The organism is Burkholderia sp. Ac-20345 (assembly GCF_017104825.1).
In the GTDB taxonomy this organism is placed as follows: Bacteria; Pseudomonadota; Gammaproteobacteria; order Burkholderiales; family Burkholderiaceae; genus Burkholderia; species Burkholderia lata_B.
On the sequence record NZ_JAAGPO010000046.1, the window covers coordinates 13,167 to 30,960 of the forward strand.

Annotated in this window: 8 protein-coding genes and 1 pseudogene; 6 read left to right on the plus strand and 3 right to left on the minus strand. The window is 64.9% G+C overall.

The annotated features are described in order from the left end of the window. Nucleotides 1-5 precede the first annotated feature (5 nt). Nucleotides 6-353, plus strand: coding sequence for a nitrite reductase small subunit NirD (gene nirD, locus G3O06_RS18315; protein ID WP_011354949.1), 348 nt, complete (start codon nucleotides 6-8; stop codon nucleotides 351-353). Between the two features lie 16 nt (nucleotides 354-369). Further along, nucleotides 370-4,557 carry a bifunctional nitrate reductase/sulfite reductase flavoprotein subunit alpha gene (locus tag G3O06_RS18320; RefSeq protein WP_205817029.1) on the plus strand — a complete coding sequence of 1,396 codons (4,188 nt, stop codon included), beginning with the start codon at nucleotides 370-372 and terminating at the stop codon, nucleotides 4,555-4,557. Nucleotides 4,558-4,576: 19 nt separating this feature from the next. Here the strand turns inward: G3O06_RS18320 and G3O06_RS49995 are convergent. From G3O06_RS49995 to G3O06_RS18330, 3 genes and pseudogenes are all read right to left on the minus strand, one after another. After that, nucleotides 4,577-4,663, minus strand: a pseudogene (locus G3O06_RS49995) (short-chain dehydrogenase); the annotation flags it as partial. 17 nt (nucleotides 4,664-4,680) lie between these two features. Further along, complete coding sequence (locus tag G3O06_RS18325; RefSeq protein WP_174915454.1) at nucleotides 4,681-5,457, minus strand: SDR family oxidoreductase; 777 nt, start codon at nucleotides 5,455-5,457, stop codon at nucleotides 4,681-4,683. 4 nt (nucleotides 5,458-5,461) lie between these two features. Further along, the gene (locus tag G3O06_RS18330) at nucleotides 5,462-5,899 is read right to left on the minus strand and encodes a heme-binding protein (RefSeq protein ID WP_205817030.1); all 438 of its coding nucleotides are present in this window, start codon (nucleotides 5,897-5,899) and stop codon (nucleotides 5,462-5,464) included. Between the two features lie 95 nt (nucleotides 5,900-5,994). Here G3O06_RS18330 and G3O06_RS18335 point away from each other — a divergent pair, with 95 nt between their 5' ends. The 4 genes from G3O06_RS18335 to G3O06_RS18350 all read left to right on the plus strand — a co-directional run bounded on the left by G3O06_RS18335 (nucleotide 5,995) and on the right by G3O06_RS18350 (nucleotide 17,776). Beyond that, nucleotides 5,995-6,909, plus strand: a complete 915-nt coding sequence (locus tag G3O06_RS18335) for a LysR family transcriptional regulator (protein WP_205817064.1) — start codon at nucleotides 5,995-5,997, stop codon at nucleotides 6,907-6,909. A gap of 76 nt (nucleotides 6,910-6,985) precedes the next feature. Continuing rightward, complete coding sequence (locus tag G3O06_RS18340) at nucleotides 6,986-7,420, plus strand: hypothetical protein (RefSeq protein ID WP_205817031.1); 435 nt, start codon at nucleotides 6,986-6,988, stop codon at nucleotides 7,418-7,420. Between the two features lie 358 nt (nucleotides 7,421-7,778). Then, on the plus strand, nucleotides 7,779-17,417 hold the full coding sequence (locus tag G3O06_RS18345; RefSeq protein WP_205817038.1) for a hemagglutinin repeat-containing protein: 9,639 nt from the start codon (nucleotides 7,779-7,781) through the stop codon (nucleotides 17,415-17,417). Next, nucleotides 17,417-17,776, plus strand: coding sequence for a hypothetical protein (locus tag G3O06_RS18350; RefSeq protein WP_205817040.1), 360 nt, complete (start codon nucleotides 17,417-17,419; stop codon nucleotides 17,774-17,776). The genes G3O06_RS18345 and G3O06_RS18350 overlap by 1 nt, the downstream gene beginning before the upstream one ends. Nucleotides 17,777-17,794 lie beyond the last annotated feature (18 nt).

Sequence of the window (17,794 nt, forward strand, 5' to 3'; positions counted from 1 at the left end):
CCATCATGAACGATCGTCTTCCGCTGTCCTGGACCCGCGTGTGCCCGCTCGACGACATCGTGCCGAACACCGGCGTGTGTGCACTCGTCAACGGCGAGCAGGTCGCGGTCTTTCACGTCGCGCATGCCGAAGAAGGCGGCGTGTTCGCGATCGACAACGTCGATCCCGTGTCGCAGGCGGCCGTGATGTCGCGCGGGCTGATCGGCAGCCTCGGCGAGCGCGTCGTCGTCGCGTCGCCGCTGTACAAGCAGCATTTCGACCTGCGCACCGGCGAATGCCTCGAGGCGCCCGAGCAGTCGGTGAGCGCGTATCCGTCGCGGGTCGAGGACGGTTTCGTGTGGATCGCGGCCTGACCGCCCCGGAGCGCGCATGACCGCCACCCCCGTCAAGAGCGTGTGCCCGTACTGCGGCGTCGGCTGCGGGATGGTGCTGCACGTCGAGGAAGGCGAAGTCGTCAAGGTGTCCGGCGACTCCGACCATCCGACCAACTTCGGGCGGCTGTGCACGAAGGGCTCGTCGGCGCACGTCGCGCTGCGCCGCTCCGGGCGGCTCGACCGTGCGTTCGTGCGCCGTGCGCGCGAGGACGACCTGGTGCCGCTGCCGGCTCGTGATGCGATCGCCGAGACCGCGCGCCGCCTGTGCGCGGTGCTCGATGAACACGGCCCGGATGCAGTGTCGTTCTACGTATCGGGGCAGATGTCGATCGAGGCGCAATACCTCGTCAACAAGCTCGCGAAGGGCTTCGTCGGCACCAACAACATCGAGTCGAACTCGCGCCTCTGCATGGCGAGCGCGAGCACCGGCTACAAGCAGTCGCTCGGCGCGGACGGCCCGCCCGGGTCGTACCAGGATTTCGATCGCGCGAACCTGTTCTTCGTGATCGGCGCGAACATGGCCGACTGCCATCCGATCCTGTTCCTGCGGATGATGGATCGCGTGAAGGCCGGCGCGAAGCTGATCGTCGTCGATCCGCGCCGCACCGGTACGGCCGACAAGGCCGACCTGTTCCTGCAGATCCGGCCGGGCACCGATCTCGCACTGACCAACGGGCTGCTGCACCTGCTGCATGCGAACGGCCGCACCGATGCCGCGTTCATCGGCGCGTACACCGAAGGCTGGGACGCGATGCCGGCGTTCCTCGCCGACTACACGCCCGAGCGTGTCGCGGAAATCACCGGGCTCGCGGAAGCCGACCTCCGCACGGCCGCGCAATGGATCGGCGACGCGCAGGAATGGATGAGCTGCTGGACCATGGGGCTCAACCAGAGCACGCACGGCGTGTGGAACACCAACGCGATCTGCAACCTGCATCTCGCGACGGGCAAGATCTGCCGCACCGGCAGCGGGCCGTTCTCGCTGACCGGCCAGCCGAACGCGATGGGCGGGCGCGAGATGGGCTACATGGGCCCCGGGCTGCCGGGCCAGCGCTCGGTGGCATCCGACGACGATCGCCGGTTCGTCGAGAACCTGTGGCGCGTGCCGGCCGGCACGCTGCGCAAGGAGACCGGGCAGGGCACGGTCGACCTGTTCTCGCGGATGGCGGCCGGCGACATCAAGGCATGCTGGATCATCTGCACGAACCCGGTCGCCACGGTGCCGAACCGGCAGAACGTGATCGCCGGGTTGCAGGCCGCCGAGCTCGTGATTGCGCAGGACGCGTTCCTCGACACCGAGACCAACCGCTATGCGGACGTCCTGCTGCCCGGTGCGCTGTGGGCCGAGGGCGACGGCGTGATGATCAACTCCGAGCGCAACATGACGCTGATGCGCGCGGCGGTCGCGCCGCCGGGCGACGCGCTGCCCGACTGGCGCATCGTCGCCGAAGTCGCGCGCGCGATGGGCTTCGGCGATGCGTTCGACTATGCGTCGGCGGCTGACGTGTTCGACGAGATCGTCCGCTTCTCGAATCCGTCGACCGGCTACGACCTGCGCGGCGCGAGCCATGCGGCGCTGCGCGACGGGCCCGTGCAGTGGCCGGTTGCGCCGGGCACCGCGCGCGATCGGCACCCGATCCGCTACCTGAACGACGGCGTGAGCCAGACGCTGCGCCCGGCCGCCGACGGCAACGACGCGCCGCGCCTCGCATTCCCGACGCCGTCGGGCAAGGCGCGCTTCTTCGCGCGGCCGCATGTCGATCCGGCCGAGCTGCCCGACGACACGTTCCCGATCGTGCTGAACACCGGGCGGCTGCAGCATCAATGGCACACGATGACGAAGACGGGCAAGGTCGCGATGCTGAACAAGCTCAACCCGCGCCCGTTCGTCGAGCTGCACCCGGACGATGCGAGCGCGCTCGGCATCGCCGCGAAGGACAGCGTCGAGATCCGCTCGGCACGCGGCCGCGCGGTGCTGCCCGCCGTCGTGACCGAGCGCGTGCAACGCGGTAACTGCTTCGCGCCGATGCACTGGAACGACGTGTACGGCGACGACCTGTGCATCAACGCGGTGACGAACGACGCGATCGATCCCGAATCGCAGCAACCCGAACTGAAATACTGCGCGGTCGCGCTGCGGCGCGTCGAAACCGACGCGTTCGCGTCCGCCGACGAAGAGACGACGCAACCCGACGCCTGCGCCGACGACGCGCGGCCCGCGCCGGTGATGGCGCAGGCGACTGCTTCACAGGAATCCGACATGGCAGACATCGACACTTTCGCGGCCGCACTCGGCGTGGCCGACCTCGCGCCGCCGCCGTTGACGGACACCGAACGGCTGTACGTGGCCGGGCTCGTGAGCGGACTGAAGGCGAGCGCCGGCCGGCGTGAGGGCAGCGTGCCCGTGCTGCCGGCCGGCGCGCCGCTCACGCCGCCGGTGCGGTTCTGGCTCGACGGGATGCTCGCGGGGCTGTTCAGCCGCTCGCTGCCGGCTCGGACGCAGGAGGGTGCGGCGCCGTCGCTGCCGGCCGATGCCGGTGCGTCCGGCGGCGTGCGGATCGTGCGCACACGGCCGAAGGTCGTGCTGCTGTGGGCGTCACAGACGGGCAACATCGAATCGTTGACCGAGGATTACGCGACGCAGCTGATGAACGCGGGCTTCGAGATCCGCACCGCGTGCATGTCCGACTATCCAATCGCGTCGCTCGCCGGCGCGCAATACGTGCTGCTGATGACGAGCACGTTCGGCGACGGCGATGCGCCCGACAACGGCAGCGAATTCTGGGAAGCGCTGCAGGCCGGCAGCGCCGCGCGCCTCGACGGCGTGCACTTCGCGGTGCTCGCGTTAGGCGATCGCAACTACGACCAGTTCTGCGGCCATGGCCGCCGGCTCGACGCGCGGCTCGCGGAACTCGGCGCGGTGCGTCTCTGCGCGCGTGTCGATTGCGACGTCGAATTCCAGCGCGACGCCGACCAGTGGCTGGAACGCGTCGTCGCGCGGATCAAGGAAGCCGATGCCGCGCTGCACGCGGTGCAGACCGGTGGATTGAGCCCGTCGGGGCTGCTGCCGACGAAGGCGCATCCGGCGCCGTCGAAACTCGTCGCGAACCTGCGGCTCAACCGTCCGGGCGCGGCGAAGGACACGCGCTATGTGTCGCTGTCGACCGAAGGCGCGAACCTCGAATACGAAACCGGCGACGCGCTCGGCGTGTGGCCGACCAACTGCCCGGAGCTGGTCGACGAACTGCTGTCCGTTACCGCGTTGAAGGCCGATGCGCCCGTGTCGGTGGCGGGCGTCGGCGACGTGCGCCTCGGCGACGCGCTTGCGCGTCATTTCGACATCACGCGCCCGCATCCGGACACGCTCGCCTTCATCGCGTCGCGCAGCGCGAACGGCGCGCTGAAGTCGCTGCTCGGCGACGAACGCAAGGGCGACCTGAAGCAATGGCTGTGGGGGCAGCAGCTCGCGGACGTGCTGCACGAGTTTCCGGTCGAGCTGTCGGGCACGGAGCTGGTCGGGATGCTCAAGCGCATGCAGCCGCGCCTCTATTCGATCGCGTCGAGCCCGAGCGCGCACCAGGGCGAGATCCACCTGACCGTGTCGGCCGTGCGCTATCACAACGGCCGGCGCGCACGCAAAGGCGTTGCGTCGACGTTCCTCGCCGATCGCGCGGACGACGGCCGCGTGCCCGTGTTCGTGCAGAAGTCCGCGCATTTCCGGCCGCCGGTGAACGGCGACGTGCCGATCGTGATGGTCGGCCCCGGTACCGGCGTCGCGCCGTTCCGCGGCTTCCTGCACGAACGGCAGGCGCGCGGCGCGCGCGGGCGCAACTGGCTGTTCTTCGGCGAGCAGCACGCGCAGACCGACTTCTACTACGGCGACGAGCTGGGCGCGATGCACGACAGCGGCTTCCTGACGCGGCTCGACCTCGCGTTCTCGCGCGACCAGGCCGACAAGATCTACGTGCAGGACCGGATGCGCGAGCAGGGCGCCGAGCTGTTCGCGTGGCTGGAGGAAGGCGCGCACTTCTATGTGTGCGGCGATGCGGCGCGGATGGCGAAGGACGTCGATACGGCGCTGAAGGCGGTGGTCGCCGAGCACGGCGGCATGTCGGACGAGGCCGCGAACGACTACGTCGCGCGGCTTTCGAAGGCGCGCCGCTACATGCGGGACGTGTACTGAGCGCGTGGGCGGCGGCGGGTTACTGCTGCCGCTCCCACGCACGCGCCTGCTCGGCGCGTACGAACGTTTCCGACGACCGGGGCAGCAGGTTGCGGAACGCGCCGCCGCCGTTCCGCCGGCGGGTTACTGCTGCCGCTCCCATGCGCGTGCCTGTTCGGCGCGCACGAACGCTTCCGACGATGTCGGCAGCAGGTTGCGGAACGCGCCGCCGTCGCTGTCGATCACTTCAACCATCTTCGCGATCATTTCCTCCGGGTCGTGCTGTTCGAGCGGGAACGTCAGCCGCTCGGGCGTCACGGTATGCACGGCCGGGTCGTGCCAGCGGCGCGTGGTCTCCATCATCCGGTCGTTGAAGCCCGTGCTGTACGGGCCGGGGTTCACGACCGCGACGCGGATGCCGTGCGGCGCCAGTTCCGCCTGCATCGCCTCGGCCACCGATTCGACCGCGTGCTTCGACGCGCAATAGGCGCCCGTGAACGGCCCCGTGATCAGGCCGGCGATCGACGACACGAACACGATCTTGCCGTGCCGGCGCGCGAGCATGCCGCGCGCGATCTGCTGCGTGAGTTCGAGCGGCCCGAACACGTTCACGTCGAACAGGTCGCGGACGATCTCGACCGGCAGGTCCACCAGCGCGCCGGCTTCGCCGACGCCTGCGTTGTTCACGAGCACGTCGATCTCGAGCTCGGCCGCGCGGGCGCGATCGTGCGCCGACGTGACGTCGAGCTTGATCGCGCGCAGCGCGGTGCCGCGCTGCGTGGCGGCGGCCGTCAGTGCGTCGATTTCGGCGATGACGCGTACGCCGGCCGTCACGTCGTGGCCGCGTTCGGCGAGGCGCAACGCGACTTCGCGGCCGAAGCCGGTGCCTGCGCCGGTGATGAGGATGCGTTTCTGTGCCATGTGCTTACCTTGTGGAGTGGAAGGTTGCCGGAAAGCGGTCGCGGCAGTGCTGCGCGATCGCGGTGTCTTCGTCGACGCTGCCGCCCGAGATGCCGATCGCGCCGACGCAGCGCCCGTCGCCGTCGACGAGCGGTTCGCCGCCGCCGAACGTGACGAGCCCGCCGTGGCTGTGTTCGATGCCGCGCAGCGGACCGTCGCCCGACATCGCACCAAGGGTGCCGGTCGATGCGCGGAAGCGGACCGCCGTCAGCGCCTTGCGTTGCGCGAGATCGATCGCACCGAGAAAGCAGTCGTCGGCGCGCGCGAACGCGAGCAGGTTCGCGCCGGCATCGACGATCGCGACGGCGATGCCGGCGACCTGCAGCGATGCGGCATGCGCAAGTGCCGCGTCGATCGTGCGGCGGGCAGCCGCGAGCGGCAGCGCGGCGGTGGGCGGGTTCATGCGAGGCTCCGGTGGGACGACAGTGCCAGTGTAGGCAGTTGCGGTATATGGGAGAATCCGCATTCCGCTCGAAGGAGTTTCAAGTTTTTTTAATGATGAGCAGACGCGATCCGATGGCCGGGCTGCACGTGTTCATGACCGTCGCGACGGCCGGCAACTTCACGCGCGCCGCCGCCGCACTGGGCCTGACGCCGGCGGCCGTCAGCCTCGCGATCGGGCAGCTCGAGGGCGAGCTGAACGTGAAGCTGTTCAATCGCAGCACACGCGGCGTGAGCCTGACGGAAGCCGGCCAGCGCTACTGGCGGCAGACGGAGCCTGCGTACCGGCAGGTCATGCAGGCCCGCGACGAGCTGAAGGATGCGCGCAGCGAGCCGAACGGGCTGTTGCGCGTGACCGCGCTGCCGCTGGCGCGTGCGCTCGTGATTGCGCCGGTGCTCGCCACGTTCCGCGAGCGCTACCCGAAAGTCCGGCTCGAGATCCGCTACGAGAATGAACTGGTCGATATCGCGAAGGACGGGTTCGATGCGGGGATTCGCCTGGCCGACCGGCTGCAGCCGGGGATGATCGGCGTGCGGATCGCGCCGGCGTTGACGTGTGCGCTGGTTGCATCGCCCGGTTATCTGGCGCGGTATGGCGCGCCGGCGTCGATTGCCGAGCTCGAGCGGCATGCGTGCATCCGTTTTCGCTTCTCGGAGAGCGGGCGCCTGCACAAATGGTTGTTGCGCGACGGGCAGCGCGACGTCGATCTCGATCCGGACGCCGTATTCGTGACGAACGATGCCGACGCGGTGATCGATGCGGCGCGCGCGGGTGTCGGCATCGCGTTCGCGTTCATGCGCGAGCGGATCGAGCAGGACTTGCGCGACGGCACGCTCGTCGAAGTGCTGCCCGGTGCGTGCCGCACGCTGCCGCCGATGTGGCTGTACTACGTCAATCGCAAGCACGTGCCGGCCAAGCTGCGTGCGTTCATCGACGTGCTGCGCGAACGCGACGGCACGGACGGCGCGTAGCCGCATCGGCCGGCTGCAGCGATGGGGCCGGCGGCGCATGATGGCGGCTCCGGCCACGAAGCCATGGAGTCGCGTCATGACGGCATTCCCGTATTCCCCGATTCGAACCCTTGCAATCGCCGCAGTGCTGGCGGGCGCCGCGCTCTGTAGCGCACCGGCCATCGGCCAGACGTCGACCGTGCCGGCCGGTTCGGCTGCCGCGACACCCGACAACGCGGTACTGCTCACGGTATTCCTGAAACACGACCAGTCGCGCCCGCTCGCCGAACTGAATGCGCAACTCGCGAAGCAGGGGTTCTACAAGGCGTTTCCGCCGCCGGGCGTCGAAGTGGTGAGCTGGACTGTGACGATGGGGATCGGGCAGATCGTCGTGCTGCGGCTGCCGGCGTCGCGGCTGCGCGAGGTCAATCGCGTGCTGGAGGATACGGCGTGGGGCGCGTATCGGACGGAGTTCTATCCGACTTACGACTACAAGGCGATCGGGTTGGGGGAGCATGAGCGGGTGGAGTGAGGTGTGCGCCGGCGTGTTCAGCATCCGTCAGAATGCAAACAGACTGGGAGTCGGTCGATGGGAAGCCAATCGACTGCAACACTTTTTGAATATTTGCCGACTATCGCAATGCAGTGCGTTATCCATCGGATTCGGATCTTTTGGGAAAGAGCGCGGGAAGTAATGCAGGCAAATTTCGGTTGATTCAGCTTAAATGATTGGGAATTAATTGAATATTGAAAGTGCAATAGGACTCGTCCTAAAAGACAGTTTATTCACATATTTACGACGCTTGGCAATCGTTGACAGTCTTCCTATGGTTTCCTGACGATTGCTTTGCTACCGTTCATCGATCTGAAAAGAAGTCCAATAAAGAACGATGAACAACAAGACCTACCGTCTGGTGTATTCCAGATTCCGGGGAATGGTGGTGGCTGTCGAAGAGACGGCAACTGCCTCGGGGAAATCAGCTTCCGGCGAGCGCCGTGCAGGCCGGCGTGCGCTTGGCGGTACGGGTTTGCTGATCGCGGCTGCATCGCTGGCGGCTGCGCCTTCGTTCGCTCCGGCGCAGATCGTGCCGACGCCGGGCACGCCCACGCATGTGATCCAGACGCAAAATGGCTTGCCGCAGGTGAATATCGCGAAGCCGTCCGGCGCTGGTGTGTCGGTCAATACCTACAACCAGTTCGACGTTCAGAAAAACGGCGCGATCCTCAATAACTCGCCGACGCTCGTCAATACGCAGCAGGCCGGTTATATCAACGGGAACCCGAACTTCGGGCCTGGTCAGTCCGCGCGCATCATCGTCAATCAGGTCAACAGCGCAAATCCGTCGCAGCTTCGCGGTTACGTCGAAGTCGCCGGGAATCGCGCGGAAGTGGTGCTGGCCAATCCGGCCGGCATCGTCGTTGACGGTGGCGGCTTCATCAATACGTCGCGCGCCACGTTGACCACGGGTCAGCCTTACTACGGCGCCGATGGATCGCTTGTCGGTTACAACGTCAACCGCGGCCTCGTCACCGTGCAGGGCGCGGGGCTCAATGCGGCGAACGTCGACCAGGTCGACATCATTGCCCGCGCCGTGCAGGCGAATGCGGCGATCTACGCAAAGAACCTGAACGTCGTCGCGGGCGCGAATCAGGTCAACCACGACACGCTCGCGGCGGCCCCGATCCAGGGCGACGGCGCAGCGCCCGCCGTCGCGATCGACGTCAGCCAGCTCGGCGGGATGTACAGCGACCGGATATATCTGGTCGGCACGGAAGGCGGTGTCGGTGTGCGCAATGCCGGCACGATTGCAGCGCAGGCGGGCGAACTGACGCTGCAGTCGAACGGCCGGCTCGTGCTGACCGGCAAGACCACGGCAACCGGCAAACTTGCGATGTCGGCGGTGGGTGGTATCGACAACAGCGGCACGATCTACGGCCGGCAATCCGTGTCGGCGGACACGGCGGCCGATCTGACGAACAGCGGCACGCTCGCCGCGCAGCAGAATGCGACGATCACGGCCAGTTCGGTGAACTCGACCGGCACGCTCGGCGCGGGCGTGAACAACGACGGCTCCGTCGGGCACGGCGGCGACCTGGACGTGACCGCGTCGGGGCAGCTCACGGCGACTGGCCAGAACATGGCCGGCGGCAATGCGGCGCTGACCGGCGGCAGCGTGAATCTCGCCGGTAGCCAGACGGCTGCGAACGGTACGCTCGCGCTGAATGCGAAGGCGGGCGATCTCAATCTGTCGGGCGCGACGACGAGCGCACAGGGCGCCGTCACGGCGAATGCGGCCGATGCGCTCGTCAACGATCGCGGCAACCTATCGAGTGACAGCAGCGTCACACTCACGGGCGGCAACGTGTCGAACCAGGGGGGCAAGGTGTCGGCGCAAGGCCCGCTGTCGGTGCAGGCGGCCGGGCAACTTGCCAACCAATTGGGCACGCTGGTGTCGCAAGCCGCGGCGCAGGTGCGCGGCGGCGCGATCTCGAACAACCAGGGCACGATTCAGAGCGCCGCCGGGATGACGGTGGCAGGCGCGTCGCTGGATAACGCTGCCGGGCGGGTCGTGTCGCTCAATGGCGACGGGTTGTCGGTAACGACGACGGGCCTGCTGACGAATGCAGCCGGCACGACGGCGGACGGCGCGCAAGGCGGGGTCATTGGGGGTAATGGAGATGTCACGATCCAGGCCGGTCCACTGGTCAATCACGGCACGGTGACAGCGCAACAGGATCTTCAAACGACGAGCCGGTCGCTCGACAACGGCAGCGGTTCGCTGTCGGCTGGCCGGAACGCGAACATCGATGCCGGCACGGCACTGACGAACGCCTCCGGCAGCATTGTCGCGGCTCAGGAGGCGGCTGTCAGCGCGACGTCGCTCGACAACAGCGGCGGCACCATCAACGCGGCGCAACTGGCACTGACCGCAGCCGATCTTGCGAACCGTAACGGGGCGATCACACAAACCGGCGCGGGCACTATGGTCACAGCCGTATCCGGTACGTTAGACAATACCGACGGTACGCTGCAAACCAACAGCACGGACCTGAGCCTTTCGCCGGCCGCGCTCGTCAACGATCATGGCAAGATCGCACACGCCGGCAGTGGCACGCTGTCGATCAAGACTGGCACGCTGTCGAACAACGGCGGGCAGATCGCGACCAATGGCGCACTCGCGCTGCAGGCGGCCGCACTGTCGAACCAGGCCGGCACCCTGAGTGCGCAGCGACAGGCTTACGTTGCAGTTCAGTCGCTGGACAATCGCTCCGGTGGCTACGTCGGAGCCGACAGCGTCACACTGAACGCGCAAGGCCGGATCGACAACGGCGGCGGGACGATCGAGGCGAACAACGGTCTGACGGTGAAAGCCGATAGTCTCGCGAACGATGCGGGTTCGATCAAGAACATCGGTGCAAGCAACCTGAGCGTGACGTCGACGAATGTGCTGTCGAACACGGCCGGCGGCACGATCGGAGGCAATGGCGGCGTGTCGGTCACGGCGGGCCGCCTCGATAACTCGAACGGCTCGCTGCTGTCGGCGCAGGCGCTGACGCTGCAGTCGAACGGCGCGTTGACGAACACCGCCGGCCTGATTCAGGCCAACGGCAATCTGGATGCTCACGCTCAGGGCGCGATCGGCAATGCCGGCGGCCAGATCGAGGCGAATGGCGCGACATCAACGCTGACGCTTGCCGGCAACAGCATCGACAACAGTGGTGGCCGGATCGTCAACGTCGGGACCGGTGCGACGACGATCGACGGCGGCGCGTCGATCACGAATGTCAATGTGGCGGGCAAGCCTGGTGCCGGCGTGATCGGCGGCAACGGCGACGTGACGGTGACGGCGCAATCGCTCTCGAATATCCAGGGCGCCCAGGTGCTGGCAGCGCGCGATCTGATGCTTGCTGTCGCCAACCGGCTCGACAACTCGAACGGCGTGCTGTCCGCGGCGAACCAGGCGACACTGAACGGCCCGAACACGACGCTCGTCAACCAGGCCGGTTCGATTCGTGCGAACGGTGCGCTGGCGCTGACCACCGCATCGATCGACAACACGAACGGCAAGATTGGCAACGACGCAGGTAGCGGCGGCAGCGTGGCGTTGAACACCGGCACGCTGGTCAACCGGGGTGGCGCGATCGGCAGCGACCAGGATCTGACGGTGACGGCCGGCTCGCTGAGCGGCGACGGATCGGTCGTCGCCGGCCGCAACGGCAGCGTGTCGCTTGCCAGCGATTACACGCATACCGCCGCGAACAAACTGCACGCCAACGGCGATCTGGCATTCTCGACGTCGGGCAAGCTGACGAACCAGGGTACGCTCGACGCCAACGGTGCGCTGACCGTCAACGCGGCCAATGTCGACAACCAGGCGGGCGCCGACCTGAACTCGGCGAACACGATCGTCAACGCGAACGGCGGCACGATCGACAACGCGGGTCGAATCGAGGGCGGCACGGTCACGACGAACAGCGTGACGCTGAACAACACGGCGACGATCATCGGCCGGGACGTCACGCTGAACGCTGCCGTTATTTTGAATACCGGCGCGGCGGCCGTGATTGCGGCAGCTGATCGGGCGAACCTGTATGCGTCGAACCGGTTGTCGAACACGGGCGGCGCGAGCATCTTCAGCGTCGGCGACATCAACATCGCGGCGAACGGCCAGCGAGACGCCAATGGGTTCCTCGCCAATCGCGCGCAGACGGTGCTGAACGACCAGTCGTCGATCGAGGCGCTGGGCGGTGTCGAATTGGCAGCCGAGACGTTCACGAATACGCGCCCGGCTCCCGCGGTCGACACCGAGACGACCAGCGTCGACAAGAAGCACGAGACGAAGCGCAGCAAGTACATCGGTTGCCCGACTGGCAACGCGGCGCCGAATCATGGCGTCTGTTCCGATGCGACGTGGCGCGGGCCGTACAAGACGCCGCAGACGGCGACGTATTCAAGCAACCAGATCGTCTCCAGCATGAACGGCGACAATGCCGTCGATCGCGTGCTCGTCATCAACGTCAACGGTCAGCCGCAAACGATTTACTACAACACGCTGACAGATAACGGCAATGGCACGTTCACGGCCGTCTACTGGGACGGCTACGACCCGCATGTCAACTACGATCCCGCCAGCGAATACGCGACTCGCAGCGACGGCCACAACGGCTATCAGCGTGTCGAGATCTCGCGCGACACCACGACGACGATCCAGCAGGACAAGGTAGCGAGCCAGGCGAAGCAGGCGCAACTCGTCGCCGGCGGCAATATCGTCATGAAGAACGTCGGCACGATCAACAACGAATACAGTGCGATCTCGGCGGGCGGTTCGATCAAGATCGGCGATACGGACGTTGCGGGCCGCGCGGGCTCGGGCGGCTACGGCGGCACGACGGTCAACAACGTCGGGCAGACGCTGTATCAGTACCAGCGGGACGACATCGTTTCCACTTATGCGTGGAACGAAAACACCAGCTCGGATGTCGGCACGATCGTGCAGCCGTCGCGGGTGTACGCACCGGTCGCGATCGGTAATACCGGCGGCACGATCGTCGCGAACCAGTCGATCAACATCGATGCGAAGGACGTGAACAACCGCAACGTCGCCGCGGAAAACTCGGCGACGGGTGCAACTGGCGGCACGCTCGGCGCGAACCAGGCCAATGGCGGTGTGACGGGCACCGGGCAGTCGAAGGTCGGCCCCGTAACCGGACAGAAGCCGGTCGATGCATTGCAGTCGGTGGTGAGCCCGACCGGTGCGCTGCCCGACCTGAAGCTGCCGACCAGCGGTCTGTACTCGATCAATCCGGCTCCCGGGCAACCGTATCTGATCGTCACCGACCCGCGCCTTACAAGCTACACGAACTTCATCTCAAGCGATTACATGCTCGGCCAGCTCAACCTGAATCCGGCGAGCATCGAGAAGCGTCTCGGCGATGGGATGTATGAGCAGCAGATGGTGCGCAACCAGATCACGCAACTGACCGGGCGCACGTTCCTGCCTGGTTATGCGAATGCCGAGGACGAGTATCGCGCGCTGATGACGAGCGGCGCGAATTACGCGAAGCAGTTCGGCATGATGCCGGGGATGGCGCTGTCCGCCGCGCAGATGGATGCGCTGACGAGCGACATCGTGTGGCTCGTGAACCAGACCGTGACGCTGCCGGACGGCGGTACGACCCAGGTGCTGGCGCCGGTCGTGTATCTGGCGAAGACGCGTGCGAACGATCTGCAGCCGACCGGCGCGCTGATCGCGGCCGACGACGTCGAGATCCACGCAGCCGGCAGCACGACGAACAGCGGCGTGATCAAGGGCGGCACGAAGACGGTCGTGACCGCGACGGACATTCTGAATCGCGGCGGCACGATCGCGAGCAGCGGGACGAACGGCACGACGGTGGTGTCGGCGAGCAACGACGTCGTGAATGCATCGGGGCAGATTACTGGCAACCGGGTGGCCGTGCTGGCCGGGCGGGATGTGGTCAATACGACGCTGGTCGATACGGTTGGCGTGAGCGGGGTCGCGGGGGCGAGCAAGGTCAACCAGAGCACGATCGGTCAGCAAGGGACAATTGCGTCGACTGGGGATCTCGCCGTGCAGGCAGGTCGGGATCTGTCGATTCATGGCGCAAACCTGTCGGCAGGGGGCAATGCGCAAGTGACGGCCGGGCGCGATATCAACGTCGATACGGTTCAGTCGAAGACGGATCAGTCGTTGTATCTGAACGACCAGCACCATTGGGAAGAGTCGACGACGACGCATGTGACGAGCGGCGTCAGTGCGGGCGGCAACCTGACGATGCAAAGCGGTAACGATGCGTCGTTCAAGGGGGCGACCGTGACGGCCGGCAAGGATCTGGCGGTCGTGGCGGGCGGGAATCTGATGGCGACGGCGGTGACTGACGAGCATCAACTGAATAACGTCGCCGTCGATGGCCGGTCACGGAAGGAGGTCGATCGTACGTACGATCAGCAGGCCGTCGGAACGGCTTTCAGCGCTGGCCAGAATGCGACGCTCGGTGCGGTCAACAGGACGGATGCGACCAAAGGCAATGTCACGTTGACCGGTTCGTCGGTGACGGCCGGTACGAACTCAACGACGCCTGGTGGCGTGACGATCGCGGCATCCAAGGATGTAACGATCGCCGAAGCCCGCGAAGAGCACGACAGCTACCAGAATGTGCAGGTCAAGCGCGGCAGTTTCGTTTCTGGAACGGCGGCGAAGGAGTCGCACGATACACGAGCGAACGTTGGCGTGGCGAGCACGGTGTCCGGCGATACGGTACAGATTCAGGCGGGGAGGGATCTCACTATTCAGGGCAGCAACATCGTCGGGACAAACGACGTCAAGCTCGGGGCCGCGAACAACGTCACGATAGGGACGTCGCAGGATACCGTCCAGTCGGCGAACAGCTACGAGAAGAAGGAGTCCGGGTTCATGTCGAACGGGGGGCTGTCCGTATCTGTTGGCACGCGCTCGATGTCGGACCAGCAGCATTCGACCGAAGTCACGAACACGGGCAGCATGATTGGTTCGCTGAACGGGAGTCTGACGGTCGCGGCAGGCAGCGATCTGCACGTAACCGGCAGCACGCTGCACGCGGGTAACGACGTTAGCCTCGTCGGCAAGACGGTCAAGATCGATGCTGCGACGGATACGACGAACTTCGCGGAGCAACAGCAGTTCCGTCAATCCGGGTTGACGGTGGGCGTGACCAATCCGGTTGTCGCCGCGGTACAGACGGGCAGGCAAATGGCGAACGCGGCGCAGAGCGTTGGCGGCGATCCGCGTCTGCTTGCGCTTGCGGCGGCTACGACGGGACTCGCGGCGAAGAATACCTACGACGCGGTGAAATCGGTCGGTGGCAACCCGGTGACGGCGGCGGCGAGCATCGGCATCAACGTATCGGTCGGCGCGAGCAAGAGTGATAGTCAGACGCAAGCGCAGTCAAGCACGGCGGTGGGAAGTACGGTATCGGCGGGCCGGAATGTGACGATTGCCGCGGCCGGAGCTGGCAAGGGCAGCAATATCGATGTGATCGGGAGCACGATCTCGGCGGGTAACAACGCGACGCTTGCGGCCGAGGGCAACGTTAATCTGCAGGCGGCGCAGAACACGAGCAGCCAACATAGTACGAACAGTGGTTCGAGCGCATCCGTTGGCGTGACGTTGACCGTTGGGGCCAAGAACGGGTTGGCATTCACGGCGGGCGTCGCCGGGAATCGCGGTAATGCGGACGGTGATTCGTCGACTTGGACGAATACACATGTGACGGCCGGCAACCAACTGACCATTCAGTCTGGCGGCGATACGAATCTGAAAGGCGCGGTCGCATCCGGCAAGCAGGTGGTTGCGGATGTTGGCGGCAACCTGAATATCGAAAGCCTGCAGGACAAGGATCGCTACGATTCGAAGCAGCAGAACGCGGGCGTATCGGTGAGCGTTTGTCCGCCGCCGTGCGTGTCGAGCGTCGCCGGTAATTTCGGTCAGACGAAGATGAACAGCGACTACGACGGTGTGATCGAGCAATCGGGCATCAAGGCGGGCGACGGCGGTTTTCAGGTCGATGTGAAGGGCAACACCGATCTCAAGGGCGGCGTGATCGCGAGTAGCGACAAGGCTGTGCAGAACAGTGTGAACAGTCTGACGACGGCGACGCTGACCCACAGCGATATCGAGAACCACGCGTCGTACGATGCTTCGCAGGTCGCGCTGAGCGGGGGCTACAGCTTCGGTGGCGATAGTGGTGCGAACGGTAACAAGAGCGGTATCGGAAAGGATCAGAAAGGCAAGGCCGACAATGTGAATCCGGTTGCCGGGACCGAGTTGCCGAAGGGGGATGGCGGGCTCGCGGTTGCGCCTCCGGTTGCATTGAGCGCTTCGGGCGATGCGAATTCGACGACGCGAAGCGGGATCAGTGGCGGCGTGCTGACAATTCGTGACGATTCCCGGCAGCAACAGCTCACCGGACAGTCGGCCGCAGAGACTGTCGCGAGCATCAATCGGGATACTTCAGATACTGGCGGCGCACTTGCGCCGATCTTCGACAAGGAGAAAATCCAGGCCGGGTTCGATATTACGAGCCAGTTCATCAATCAGGTCGGGACTTTCGTGACGAACCGCGCGGCTGAAGTGGATGCTGCGAAGAAGGCCGCAGGCGACGCGAGCCTGACTCCGGAACAACGTGCGGCGGCGCAGCAAAGAGCGGATCAGCTGTCATCGGAATGGGGGCCGGGCGGGACCTATCGTCAGGTGTTGACGGCGTTGGCTGTCGCGGCTGGCGGGAACGTGACGGGAGGAGCCGGTCAGTTTGCACAGAACGCGACGGTGGCGTATCTGCAGGAACTGGGGGCGAATGGCGTCAAGCAGATCGCGGATTCGCTGGGTAGCGAGTCGGCGCGGGCGGCGCTTCACGCGATTGTTGGGTGCGCAGGGGCTGCTGCTGGTAGCCAGAGTTGCGGTGCCGGCGCGATGGGAGCGGCGGCAAGTTCGGTGTTGGGGAGTCTGCTGAAACCGTCTGACGGGATGTCTGCATCTGAGCGTGAAGCCCGCGATAACCTCGTGACGAGCCTCGTCGCTGGCGTAGCTGTGGTATCAGGGCAAAATGTCGGGACGGTGACTGGCGCAGCGAAGATCGAAGTTGAGAACAATCAGATTTCGCTACTGAAGCGCGATGCCAGAAATCCGCTAAACGTTGATTTGCTAAAGACGTTCTGCGCTCAAGGAAAGTGCACGGACGAGCAGGTCAAGCAACTGCTTCAAACGCAGAGTCAACTGGTCGACGACAGTGCGCTGGCCGGAAAAGTGGCGGGAGCCGCTGCGATTGTGGCAGCGGTTCCTGCGTTGGCACTCCTCGGCACGGAGGCGTTGATACTTGCTTTGACGAATCCCGCTGCTGCAGTCAATGCAGGCATCATTACGATCGAGACGGCCGCAGCAATTGCAACGAACTCGGTAACACCGGGGCTAGCGGTCGAGATTGCCGGGGTGAAGGCCGGACGGACGGCAATTAAGAATATCAGTGGCGATGTTGAGGAGGCTGCAAATGCTGCTCGTAATCAACCGTATGGGAATGGGGCGAGTGCGTCGTTGTCACCTGGAGCAACTACGGCTGGGAGCTCGGGCGGTAGCGTTCGTTTACCCGTAACGAATACGCCTTCTGCACTTGAGCAGGCGGCGAATTTATTCTCGTCAAATGCGCAAGGAACCATCCAGATTGGAGAAAGTACGTTTGCGACGCTTCCTAACTCAGGGAAGGCTGCCATGTTCTCGGGCGTGACCGATGCACAAGTGCAGCAATACTTCGTGCAGTTGTCGGGGGCGACTAAGTTGCCGGATCCGACACCGCTGACGATTCGCGGTGTTGCGGGTGTTCGTTACACAGTCGAGACTTCAATGGGAAACTTTACGCTACGAAGCGTATCTTCGTCACAGGCCGAAACGGGTCCTGTGTGGACAATTGAAGTTCCACGGGTAGCCATTGGGGCAACAGCGAATAAGGAAATTAAGTTTTTGAGGGGTGATCAGTAATGAAAATTGAGAATGTTGAACGTATTTTGGATAGCGCTTTTGGGCAATGGGCTTCGGGATTGTTTAGTGCTATCGGTGGATTTAATCCTGGTATTGATTTTTCGGATCAAAAGGAGGCATTCTTTGATATTCTGGAAAAATTGCTTGATCAGGGTAAGGTGAAATTCTGTCCTCCAAATGAGCTTTGGCGAGAAGGGTATGATGTTTGGGATGTTGATGCGAAAACAATCTTGGATTATTGGCGGTCGCATTGGCCAATGAATGTTACGTCTGAGAATGACGCTGATCTCACTGATTACTTTTATGATATGCCGGCTATTCTTTGGGTGGCTTCCGATGGAACGTTGCACGGTTCGTAGGATATGTGGGCGACGCTG

Bases quoted from the DNA above. Each gene is read 5' to 3' on its own strand.
- nirD (WP_011354949.1), top strand. From the start codon at position 6: ATGAACGATCGTCTTCCGCTGTCCTGGACCCGCGTGTGCCCGCTCGAC.
- G3O06_RS18345 (WP_205817038.1), top strand. From the start codon at position 7,779: ATGAACAACAAGACCTACCGTCTGGTGTATTCCAGATTCCGGGGAATG.
- G3O06_RS18320 (WP_205817029.1), top strand. From the start codon at position 370: ATGACCGCCACCCCCGTCAAGAGCGTGTGCCCGTACTGCGGCGTCGGC.
- G3O06_RS18340 (WP_205817031.1), top strand. From the start codon at position 6,986: ATGACGGCATTCCCGTATTCCCCGATTCGAACCCTTGCAATCGCCGCA.
- G3O06_RS18325 (WP_174915454.1), bottom strand. From the start codon at position 5,457: ATGGCACAGAAACGCATCCTCATCACCGGCGCAGGCACCGGCTTCGGC.
- G3O06_RS18350 (WP_205817040.1), top strand. From the start codon at position 17,417: ATGAAAATTGAGAATGTTGAACGTATTTTGGATAGCGCTTTTGGGCAA.
- G3O06_RS18335 (WP_205817064.1), top strand. From the start codon at position 5,995: ATGAGCAGACGCGATCCGATGGCCGGGCTGCACGTGTTCATGACCGTC.
- G3O06_RS18330 (WP_205817030.1), bottom strand. From the start codon at position 5,899: ATGAACCCGCCCACCGCCGCGCTGCCGCTCGCGGCTGCCCGCCGCACG.